The organism is Lentzea sp. NPDC060358 (assembly GCF_042725365.1).
In the GTDB taxonomy this organism is placed as follows: domain Bacteria; phylum Actinomycetota; class Actinomycetes; order Mycobacteriales; family Pseudonocardiaceae; genus Lentzea.
This window is the reverse complement of sequence record NZ_JBHXCW010000242.1, coordinates 1-11,265: the sequence shown is the minus strand read 5'-3', so window position 1 is coordinate 11,265 and position 11,265 is coordinate 1. Positions and strand designations below refer to the sequence as shown.

Genomic DNA, 11,265 nt, shown 5'->3' with positions numbered 1-11,265 from the left:
GGCAGCAGCACCGCGAACTCCGGGAACCGTGCACCACACGGTTCCCGGAGTTTTTTTCGTGTTCGTGACCACGCTGCGTCGACGATTTGGGCTCAATTCTGTCCCTCAAAGTAGTCGTAAAAATGTGTTTCAAACTTTTTTGCCGTCGTGAGCTGCGGGAACAGAAATTCTCCATTTTTCGGCAATCCACTCTTCCGGGTGACTCGAATACTGGGCACAGACAGGTGCTGATTCGGTGAGAGGGGGTGATTGCATGAAGTTGACATGCTCCACGGCACTGCGCCGCTCCCTCGGGGTCGCCGGGTTCCTCATCGGGTTCGGCCTGCTCTCCGCGGGAGTCGCGAGTGCTGACGACAGTGACCAGCACGGCTTGCTGGGCGGCGTGACCGGCCTCGTCGCTCCGGTGACGAACGTCGTCGCCCCGGTGACCGATCGGCTCGCCCCGGTGACGAACGCCGTCGCTCCGGTGACGAACGCCGTCGCCCCGGTGACGAACGCCGTCGCTCCGGTGACCGACCGGCTCGCCCCGGTGACGCGCGCCGCCACGGCGGTGGCCGACCCGGTGGTGACGCCGGTGCTGAAGGCCGTCGCGCCCGTGACCGGGCCGCTGCTGGCACCGCTCGCTCCGGTGACCGACACGGCCACCGGTGTCCTGGGTCCGGTGCTGGAGCCCCTCCAGCCGGTGACCTCGCCGCTGCTCACCCCCGTGGTGAACGCGGTGGCGGACGTGCCGCTGGTACCGCGGATCGCACAGCCGCTGGTGACACCGCCTCCCGCTGCGGCGGAGGTGACGCCACCCCCGGTTGCCGCTCCGGCCGCTCCGGTCGTCCCGCCGCTGCCGCTCGCCCCGGTCCTCGTGCCGGAGCACCGCACGGCGCCGCCGTCCGGTCCCGCGGCCGAGGTGCCGCGACCGCGGCAGCAGGTTCCCGCACCTGACGTGGCGCCACCGATCGAGGCGCCTTCTCCGCCGTCACCCGACATGCCGTTCGCTCTGCCCGGTACGACGGGTTCGGCGTCCTCCGCCGGGTCCACGGGTCTCGCGTTCTCGGACCTCCCCGCAGCAGCGCGGGACAACGCGAACGACGATTCACGTGTGGTCGGCGGGGACCACCAGGTCCACGGTTCGTGGTGCTATTACTACGGACGAAATCATCCCAGTTGATCCGACCTGCCAACCAAGCCGACAGATCACCCAGCTTGTTTGACAGGAAAGGTTCGACAATGCACAACTACGTGAAGCGCGGCCTGGTGGCCGCGGCGTTCTCAGGGGGATTCCTCCTGTGCGGAACTGCGATGGCGAGCGCCGACACCGGGGGCAACGGTCTCCTGGGCGACGTCGGCAACGTCGTGCACTCGGTCGTGAACGCCGGCAACGGCGGCAACTCGGGCAACGGCGGCAACACCACCAGCTCGAACAACGCCACGTCCGGCAACTCGGGCAACTCCGGGAACTCCGGCGCCACCGGTGGCAACACCGCGTACGGCGTCTGCGTCCTGGCCGAGTGCCACACCTCCGTGAGCTCGGGCAACTCCGGGAACACGGGTGCGACCGGCTCCACCGGTGACGCGTCCAACCACAGCAACACCGTGGGCGGCAACTCCGGTGCCGCGGGCAACGGTGGCGACGCCACCGCCGCGGGTCGTTCCCAGAACGCGAGCGCGACCGCGGGCAACGGCGGCAACTCGGGCAACGGCGGCAACGCCACGAGCTCGAACACCGCGCGGTCGGGCAACTCCGGCAACTCGGGGAACTCCGGTGCCACGGGCGGCAACAGCGCCTACGGCGTCTGCGTTCTCGCGGAGTGCCACACCAGCGTCAGCTCGGGCAACTCCGGGAACACGGGTGCCACCGGCTCGACCGGTGACGCGTCCAACCACAGCACCACCGTGGGCGGCAACTCGGGTTCCGCCGGTGACGGCGGCGACGCGAAGGCCGTGAGCCAGGACCAGAAGTGGGGCCACCACGACAAGTGGGGCAAGAGCAACAACGGCTCCACCGAGGCCACTGCCGGCAACGGCGGCAACTCGGGCAACGGCGGCAACGCCACCAGCTCGAACAACGCCACGTCCGGCAACTCGGGCAACTCCGGGAACTCCGGTGACACCGGCGGCAACAAGGCCGTCGTGCGCACCATCGGTTCGGAGCAGGGCCACGGCTGGGGCTGGGGCGAGAAGTCCTGGAACACCACCCAGTCCTGGACCAAGGTCACGTCCGGCAACTCGGGCGACACGGGTGCCACCGGCTCGACCGGTGACGCGTGGAACCACAGCTGGACGCAGGGCGGCAACTCCGGCCCGGCCGGCGACGGCGGCAACGCCTGGGCCGTGACCGAGCAGGGCAAGAAGTCCTGGAACCACGGCAAGTGGGGCAAGAGCAACAACGGCTCCACCGAGGCCACCGCGGGCAACGGCGGCAACTCGGGCAACGGCGGCAACGCCACCAGCTCGAACAACGCCACGTCCGGCAACTCGGGCAACTCGGGCAACTCCGGGAACTCCGGCGCCACCGGTGGCAACACCGCGGTCGTGAAGACCGAGCACAAGAACCAGAAGTGGGACGGCCACCGCGGCGACAAGTGCCACGGCTGGAACAACCACGGCTGGAAGCACTCCGGCTGGAAGCACGACTGGAAGAACCACGGCACCCGGTCCTGGACCGAGGTCACCTCGGGCAACTCCGGTGACACCGGTGCGACGGGTCCGACCGGCAACGCGTCCAACCACAGCACGACGGTCGGTGGCCACTCCGGTCCCGCGGGCGACGGCGGCGACGCCTGGACCCACGTGAAGGCGTGACCACGAGGTGATCACAGGGGCGGGGTCGACTCCGGTCGGCCCCGCCCTGTCGCGTGCCGGGACGGTCAGCGCGCGGACATCCGCACCGCGAGCTGGGTGCGCGACCGCACGCCGAGCTTGCGGTAGGCCCGGCCCAGGTGCGTCTCCACGGTCTTCTCCGTGACGAACAGGTTCTCCGCGATCTGCCGGTTGGTCAGCGCGTCCGCGGCCAGCTCCGCCACCCGCAGCTCCGACGGCGTCAGCGCGGCCACCCCGGTCACCGTGATGCGCGGTGGTCGCCCGCCGCCGACGGCCAGGCCCGCCCGCAGGCGTTCGGCCAGCGCCTCCGCACCGCACTCGACGGCGATCTCGGCCGCCTCCCTCGTGGTGGCACGGGCTTGCGCGCGGTCGCCGCCGTCCTGCTGCGCCTCGCCCAGGTCGGCCAGCGCCCCGGCCAGCTCCAGCCGCGCCGGGCCGCCGCGCAGCAGGCGCACCGCCTCCGCCAGCACTCCCGCGTCGCCGCCCGCGCCCGCCCGCAGCGCCGTCGCCACGTGCCGCGGCACGCCGAACGCCCGTGCCAGGCGCAGTTGCTCCGCCACCAGCGCCGCCGCCTCCTCGTGGCGCCCAGCCCGCCGGTGTGCCGCCGCCGCGTGCAGCCGCCACTGCACGTCCCACAGCCCGCTGACGCCCCATCGTGCGCACAACTCGCCGCACGCCACCGCATCCGCCAGCAACGCCTCGTCGTCGCCCGTCGCCACGTGCAGGCGCATCCGTGACTCCAGCAACCACAGGTGCAGCGACGTCCGCGGCAGCGCGCCGTCGGCGAGGACCCCGTTGCCGAGCACGGCGCGCGCCTCGTCGAGCCGGCCCCGTTCGACGAGCAGGTGCACGCGGGTGGCGTCGAGCGCGGGCAGCGCCACGTTCGGCCGCGGCACCGAGCTCGTGCCCAGCTCGACGTGTTCCTCCGCCGCCCGAAGGTTCCCGCGCAGCAAGGAGATCCGCGCCAGGAAGCCGTGCACGACGCCCACCGCGAACAGCTGCCCGCGTTCCAGCGCGTTGCGCAGCGCCCGCTGGCCGCGCTGCTCCGCCTCGACCAGCCGGTCCGCCACGAGCAGTGTGCTCACCGCGGACCACAGCGCCGACCGCTCCGGCGTGAGGCGGTTGCCGTCGAGCGCGGTCCTGGCCAGGGCGACCGCGTCGGCGGCGGTCCCGCCGGTGACCACCTCCTCGAGCGAGAGGTGCGCCGCCAGCACGGGATCGGCGCCGTCGGCCGTCGTGCGGAACGCCTCCAGCCGGGCGAGGAACTCCTCGCGCGCGAAGAGGTCCGAACGGGCCACGCCGAGCAGTTCGGAGACCAGGTCGCGCACGAGCGGGGCGGGCGAGTCCGGCGGCAGCACCCGCGCGGCCTGCAGCAGCAGCTCCAGCGCCGCCGGGATCTCCCCGCACGCGTTGCGGAACCGCGCCAGGCTGTAGGCGCACCGCGCGCTCTGCTCCGGGGTGCCGGCCAGCGCCAGCGCCTCGCGCAGGTGGACGTCCGCCTCCGCGACCGCGAGCCGGTGCACCTCGCAGTTGCCCAGCAGGCGGCTGACCTCCGAACGCAGCCGGGGTTCCGGCGGTTCCTGCCGGGCCCGGGCGAGGTAGGTGGCCGCGTCCTGCGGTGATCCGCGCTGCCAGGCCTGGGCCGCGGCGGCCACGAGCACCTTGACCCGGTCGCGCCGCCCGGCGGGCACCGTCCGCAGCACGTGCGAGGCGACCCGCGCGACCGGTGCGCCCGACTCGGCCAGCACCCTGGCCGCGCGGTCGTGGCCCGCACCGCGTTCCGCCAGCGGGACCAGCGCGTGCACGACGTCGCGCAGCACCACGTGCGCGAACGCCGGGGGATCGGCGGTGGTGAGCAAACCGTGCCGCACCAGGCGTTCCGCGGCGTCCGCGGCCACGGCCACGCCGACTCCGGCCTGGTCGGCGACGAGTGCCAGCGCCGTGTCGTCGCCCAGCACCGCGACGGCCCTGGCGACCCGCCGCACCTCGTCCGGCAGCCGCCGCAACCGGGCCTCGACGTGCCCCCTCACCGCGTCCGGGCCGGCGGAGGTCACCACCGCGGCGGAGTCACCGGCGCCGCCGCTCTCGGCCAGGACCCGCACCAACTCCCTGACGAACAACGGGTTCCCGGCCGTGGTCGCGTGGCAGGCCGCGTAGAACGCGTCGTCGGCGCCGCTCACCGCCCCGGCGACCAGCTTCGCCACCCCGGCCGCGCTGAGCCCGCGCAACCGCAGGTGCGCGCAGTCCTCGGCGGCGAGCACGTCGTCGAGCAACCCGCCGTCGTCGTGCTCCCCGCCGCGGGTCGCGAGCACCAGCAGCACCGGCACGGAGTCGAGCCGCCGGGCGAGGAAACCGAGGAACCGCATGGACGACGGGTCGGCCCACTGGGCGTCGTCGACGACCAGCACGAGCGGCCCGCTCCCGGTGAGCGACACCAGCAACCAGTACAACCCGTTGAAGACGCCGAACAGCGACCCGGTCTCGCCGTCGCCGAGGTCGAAGATCGGCTCGGCCGCCGCGACGGCCCCGGTGAACAACGCCCGCCGCCCTTCGGCGTCGGCGGGCAGCGTGGTCTCGAACAGCTGGCGGACCAGGCCGAACGCGAAGTCGCGCTCCAGCTCGGCGCCCCGGGCCGACAGCACGGGGGTTCCGGCGTCCACCGCCAGGGCGCGAGTCCGGCGCACCAGCGCGGTCTTGCCCATGCCCGCGCCCGCGTCGACGACGACCACACCGCCCCGTCCGCGCGCCACGGCCTCGACGGCGGCGCGCAGCACGGCTGTCTCGGCGTCCCGTTCGACCAAGTGGGGCAACGACTCGGCGCCTGCGGGACTCGAACCCATGAACGAGTTCTAGCGCATCGGGACGGAGTTCGCGCCTGAATAGGTATAGACCAATACTGGCAACTGGCAACGGGTGGAAAGCGGTCTCCGAGCCAGTAGATCTAGCGGGTGGGCGCCGGAGATCACTGGAGGGCGTATGAGCGGCAGGTGGAGACGGTCCGTCGCGGTCGCCGTGGTGGCGGCGGCGGGTCTGGTCGTGCCGGTGGCGCAGGCGGGCGCGGCTCCGGTCGCACCACCGGTGCCGGGCGGTCCTGCGCGGACGATCACCCTCGTCACCGGCGACCGGGTCGAGCTCACCGGGTCCGGGCACGCGGAAGTCCGTGCGGGGCAGGGGAGGGAGAAGATCGGCTTCCTCACCCGGACGGACGTGAACGGCGACGTCACCGTCACCCCGTTCGACGCGCTCGGCCCGCTGCGGTCCGGGCGGCTCGACCCTCGGTTGTTCAACGTCACCCGGCTGCTCGACGGCGGGTACGGCGACGCCGAGCGGACCGACCTCCCGCTGATCGTCACCGAGGCCGGTGCGGCCGGCGCCCGCCGGGTGCGCGACCTGCCGAGCATCGGCGGCTCGGCCGTGGTCGCCGCCAAGGGCACGGCGTTCTGGAACGCCCGCGCCGCCGGCCGGATCTGGCTCGACGGACCCGTGCACGCGGTGCTCGACAGGAGCGTTGCGCAGATCGGGGCGCCGGCGGCCTGGCAGGCGGGTCTCACCGGCGGGAACACCACGGTCGCGGTGCTCGACACCGGGATCGACCCGGCGCACCCCGACCTCGCCGACGCGGTCGCCGGGGCGAAGGACTTCACCGGCAGCGCCTTCGGAACCGCGGACAAGCACGGCCACGGCACGCACGTCGCGTCGATCGTGACGGGCAACCACACCAGCTACCGGGGTGTCGCGCCGGACGCGCGCCTGCTCGTCGGCAAGGTGCTCGACGACTCCGGCAGCGGCACCGAGTCCGGGATCATCGCCGGGATGGAGTGGGCCGCGGCGAGCGGCGCGCGGGTGGTCAACATGAGCCTGGGCAGCGACGCTCCCAGCGACGGCACCGACCCGCTGTCCCAGGCGGTCGACCGGCTCACCGCCGAGACGGGCGCGCTGTTCGTGATCGCCTCCGGCAACAGCGGGCGCGCACCCGGTTCACCGGCCGCCGCCGATGCCGCGCTCACCGTCGGCGCGGTCGACCACTCCGACGCGCTGGCCGGGTTCTCGAGCCGCGGACCCCGGTTGCGCGACAACGCCGTCAAGCCGGACATCACCGCTCCCGGCGTGGCGATCGTCGCGGCGCTGGCGCGGGACAGCACGATCAGCCGCCTGTTCCCGCCGGTCGGCGAGGACCACGTCGCGCTCGACGGGACGTCCATGGCCACCCCGCACGTCACCGGCGCCGCCGCGATCCTCGCCGGGCAGCACCCGGGCTGGACCGCGCCGCAGCTCAAGGCGGCGCTGATGGGCAGCGCGAAGCCGAACCCCGCGCTGACCGTGTTCGAGCAGGGCGCGGGCCGGGTCGACGTCGCGAAAGCGGTGACGGCGACGGTGCACGCGTCGGTGGGGAGCATCAACAACGGTGTCGTGCGGTGGCCGCACACCGACGACGAGCCGACCCCGGTCGCGGTGACCTACCGGAACTCCGGTACCGCACCCGTGACCCTGGACCTCGCCGCGGACGTGCGGGACCCCGCCGGGAAGCCCGCTCCCGCCGGGGTGGTCACCGTCGCCCCGGCGGTCCTGACGATCGCTCCCGGCGCGACCGCCCGGGCCACGGTCACCACGAACACCAGGATCGGCACGATCGACGGGATCTACCGCGGTGTGGTGACCGCGGGGGAGATCCGCACACCCGTCACCGTCACGCGCGAGGAGGAGAGCTACGACCTCGCGGTCACCGTCCTGGGCACCGACGGCCTGCCCACGCCCGACTACGCGTTCCGGCTGGTCGACCTGGACGAGCCGGAGGCGCTGGTGCCCCACGACCCGTCCGGGTCGCTGACGGTCCGGGTGCCCAAGGGGCACTACTACTTCGAGTCGCAGGTGTTCACCGCGGACGGCCGGGTGGCCGTCGCCGTCGAGCCGGACGTGCTCCTCGACGCGCGGAAGTCGATCACCGTGGACGCCCGGCGGGGCAAGCCGGCCGGTCTCGTCCTCGACCGGCCCGGAGCACGGGCGGGACAGCAGTTCGTCGAGTTCGCCCGGTCGACCTCCTACGGCGGCAAGGACTTCCTGCGCACCACGATCAGCCCGCCGGAGTACGGCGACGTCCTGGTGAGCCCGTCGGCGACCTCGGCACCGGGACGGTTCCGGTACTCGGCCGGCGGCCGGTTCGCCGAGCAGGACCGCGCCGGGAGCTTCGACGCGAGCCCGTACCTCTACAACGTGCGCGCCGACGTCACCGGGCGCATGCCCGCCGAGCCCGTGCTCCGGTTGCGGGACAAGGACCTCGTGAGGGTCCGCACCACGCACGGCGCCACCGCGCCCGGTACCTCCGGCACCCGCGAGGGCATGATCACCCAGCCGCTGCCGTTCGCCCTCGACGAGCTCTACTCACCGGAAACACCGTGGTACAACGAGTTCGTGGAGGTCACCGCGGCAGGGGAGTTCCAGTCGCGCCTGTTCTCCAGCGCGCCCACGACCTTCCCGCGGGTGCGGGCCGCCACCGACTCGGTCAACCTGGCGGTGTTCGGCCCGGACCTGCCCGCGAACCCGGGCAGGCCGTCCCGCTACGCGAACCGGTCCGGCGACACGATGGTCTTCCAGGTCCCGCTGTTCAGCGACTCGCGCGACGACCGCGAGGGGTTCTCCGCGCACACCGGCAGTTCCACGCTGTACCGCGACGGCGTCGAGGTCGGCAGGATCGGCAGCACCAGCGGGCTCTTCGCGGCGGGCGCTGGTCAGGCCGTGTTCCGGCTGCACACCGAGGCGACCAGGGACCGCGCGCTGACCAGCAGGATCGTCGCCGACTGGACCTTCACCTCCGGCACGGTCGCCGACGGGCCGCCCCGGCCGCTGCCGCTGATGGCCGTGAAGTTCGCGCCCGCCGTGGACGGGCACAACCGGGCGAGCCGGGCGGCGGCGACCCTCGTCCCGGTGTCGGTCAACCACAACACCGGCCTCGACGCGCGGCCGACGGGCGTGCAGGTCTCGCACGACCGCGGCACGACGTGGCGGGCCGCTCCGCTGGTGCGCCACGACGGCCGGTGGTTCACCGTGCTGCGCCACCCCGGGGACGCCACCTCGGTGTCGCTCAAGGCGTCGGCGCGCGACACCGCGGGCAACTCCGCCACGGTGACCGTCGTGGACGCGTTCCTCCTGAAGTGACGAAGGCTCCGGGGTGACGACGCTCTGGCGGGGGTGCCGGCACCCCCGTCAGGGACCTGCCAGCGCCTCGACGAACCCGTCCAGGTCGTCGTCCATCATCAGGTGCCCGGCGGCGGGCACCACGCGCACCTCGCACCCGGTCGCCCGCAGCTCGCCGAGGTCCTCCCCGGACAGTGCGCCCGAGATGTAGCGCTTGGGCACGGTCAGCGCGGTCAGCTGCGCGCGGAACGTGGCGGGCCGCTCGGCCAGCAACGACACCGCGGTGCGGTGCAGGCCCCGCGGCGACCACCGGCGCAGCGTCCGCAGGCCCGCCGGCGAGTCCTCCTCGTCGAGCAGGTCCCGCATCCCGTGCGCGACGAACTCGTCCTCGGTCAGGCTCGCGATCCGCGCCGACGTCGTGCCGACCCCGGGGTCGAGGTTCGGCTCGGCGACGACGAGCGCGCCGACGAGATCGGGCCGCTGCGCCGCCAGGCTGATCGCGACCGACCCGCCGAGCGAGTGCCCGACCAGCGTGACCGCGCGCAGCTCGAGCGCGTCGATCGCCGCCGCCACCGCGCGGGCGTGCTCGTCGATCGTGTGCCCGAACGCGTCGTCGTGGTCGCTCCAGCCGCTGCCGACTAGGTCGGCGAGCACGTGCCGGCCCCGGCCCGCCACCGCGGGGTGCCCGGCGACCGGTGCGAACGTGACGGTGCTCGCCAGGCCGAGCCCACCGAGGTAGACGGTCGCGCGGCCACCGCGCGCGCCGATGTCGAGGCAGGCGAGGCGGGCACCGGAGGCGGTGACGGGGAACAGTTCCACGCCGGTCAGTATCTCCGGGCCTCCTTCTCCTGCCTGCGCAGCACGGGGAACGGGACGAGCTGGTCGGCGAGGTGGAGCCTCTCGCGCCGGCCGTCGGCGTAGCCGATCGTGTAGTTCACGACGCCGAGCCAGTCGCCGTCGATGCTCGGGAAACGCCCGTGCAGCAACCCCTTCACCTCGCCGGTCAGGTCGAGGCCGGACACGATGACGCGCCTCGGGGCGCCGGGAGGGCGGGCGAACAACCGGTCGAGGCTGACGGTGACGGCGGTGACCACGGGCCGCCGGCCGTGCACGTCGTCGCCCTCCCAGACGGTGAACGGGCTGTGGAGCGTCATGGGCACCGCCGGGAGCATCGCCGATTCATGGATCGGCAATCTATCAGTCGGTTCGCACATGTGTTCGATCGGACGCGTGCGGCGCTCCAGCCAGTCGCGCGAGCGCCCTCGAATTCGACGGCGAGAATTCCCGTGCGGCCATTTCGGGGTCATTCTGAAACTTTCGAAAAATTCTCGAAAGGCCCGGCCGGTCTTACGGGACCGAACCGGCGCCGCTAGGGTCGGAAGAGGTTCGGCCACGATCGACCTGGGCCGCCTCGAATTCGAGCAGGCCGGTCACGACCGGATCGTCGGATCACCTCGGCGACCAGGGCGACATCGGCGGCGGCCGTTCTCCCCGGCATTCCCTGTTCGCGCCTGGCTGCCGTGCCCACCTCGATGACGAGGAGTACCGCACATGGCTGAAACCGAATTTCGGGCGCCCGGCCGCACACGCGGCTTCACCGCCCTGCTCGTCCGCAGCGCCTGCGTCGCGCTGGTGATGGCGCTGACCCCGGCCGTGGCCGCGGCGGACGTGGGCGTCGCGGCCACCTGCTCGAGCCAGACGGGCAACGACGGTGGCTACTACTACTCGTTCTGGACCGACGGCGGTGGCCGGGTCTGCATGGACTTCGGGTCCGGTGGCAACTACAGCACCTCGTGGACCAATGTCGGCAACTTCGTCGGCGGCAAGGGCTGGAGCAACGGCTCGCGGCGCACGGTGAACTATTCCGGCAGCTTCAACCCGTCGGGCAACTCCTATCTCACCCTGTACGGGTGGACTTCGAACCCGCTCGTCGAGTACTACATCGTCGACAGCTGGGGGAATTACCGGCCCACCGGCACCTACAAGGGCACGGTCACCAGTGACGGCGGCACGTACGACATCTACCAGACGATGCGGTACAACGCGCCTTCCGTCGAAGGCAACAACAAGACCTTCCCGCAGTTCTGGAGCGTCCGCCAGCAGCGGCGGGTCGGCGGGAACATCACCACCGGCAACCACTTCGACGCGTGGAGCCGGGCCAACATGCGGCTCGGCAGCTTCAACTACTACATGATCCTCGCGACCGAGGGCTACCAGAGCAGTGGCAACTCCAACATCACCCGCTCCCTGGAGCATGTCCTGACTGCGCTTATTGCCCCAACTCACGGGTGATTTGAGTGCTTTGCCTCATGTCATGAG

Annotated in this window: 7 protein-coding genes; 4 read left to right on the top strand and 3 right to left on the bottom strand. The window is 72.5% G+C overall.

The annotated features are described in order from the left end of the window. The first annotated feature begins 253 nt into the window (after positions 1-253). Together ACFWGZ_RS34050 and ACFWGZ_RS34045 are read left to right on the top strand one after the other, a co-directional pair. On the top strand, positions 254-1,162 hold the full coding sequence (locus ACFWGZ_RS34050; RefSeq protein ID WP_382455696.1) for a hypothetical protein: 909 nt from the start codon (positions 254-256) through the stop codon (positions 1,160-1,162). Positions 1,163-1,221: 59 nt separating this feature from the next. Continuing rightward, entirely contained in the window at positions 1,222-2,796 is a 1,575-nt protein-coding gene (locus ACFWGZ_RS34045; protein ID WP_382455695.1) for a hypothetical protein, read from the top strand. Between the two features lie 65 nt (positions 2,797-2,861). Here ACFWGZ_RS34045 and ACFWGZ_RS34040 read toward each other — a convergent pair whose 3' ends face one another. Further along, positions 2,862-5,654, bottom strand: coding sequence for an ATP-binding protein (locus ACFWGZ_RS34040; RefSeq protein ID WP_382455694.1), 2,793 nt, complete (start codon positions 5,652-5,654; stop codon positions 2,862-2,864). A gap of 136 nt (positions 5,655-5,790) precedes the next feature. Here ACFWGZ_RS34040 and ACFWGZ_RS34035 point away from each other — a divergent pair, with 136 nt between their 5' ends. Continuing rightward, complete coding sequence (locus tag ACFWGZ_RS34035) at positions 5,791-8,967, top strand: S8 family serine peptidase (protein ID WP_382455693.1); 3,177 nt, start codon at positions 5,791-5,793, stop codon at positions 8,965-8,967. Positions 8,968-9,015: 48 nt separating this feature from the next. On the opposite strand, the gene ACFWGZ_RS34030 is transcribed toward ACFWGZ_RS34035, so the two are convergent. Together ACFWGZ_RS34030 and ACFWGZ_RS34025 are read right to left on the bottom strand one after the other, a co-directional pair. Further along, positions 9,016-9,765, bottom strand: a complete 750-nt coding sequence (locus ACFWGZ_RS34030; protein WP_382455692.1) for an alpha/beta fold hydrolase — start codon at positions 9,763-9,765, stop codon at positions 9,016-9,018. Positions 9,766-9,770: 5 nt separating this feature from the next. Continuing rightward, positions 9,771-10,100, bottom strand: a complete 330-nt coding sequence (locus tag ACFWGZ_RS34025) for a hypothetical protein (RefSeq protein WP_382455697.1) — start codon at positions 10,098-10,100, stop codon at positions 9,771-9,773. Between the two features lie 397 nt (positions 10,101-10,497). Here ACFWGZ_RS34025 and ACFWGZ_RS34020 point away from each other — a divergent pair, with 397 nt between their 5' ends. Beyond that, a complete protein-coding gene (locus tag ACFWGZ_RS34020; protein ID WP_382455691.1) occupies positions 10,498-11,238 on the top strand; it encodes a glycoside hydrolase family 11 protein in 741 nt (246 codons plus the stop codon). The last annotated feature ends 27 nt before the right edge of the window (positions 11,239-11,265 follow it).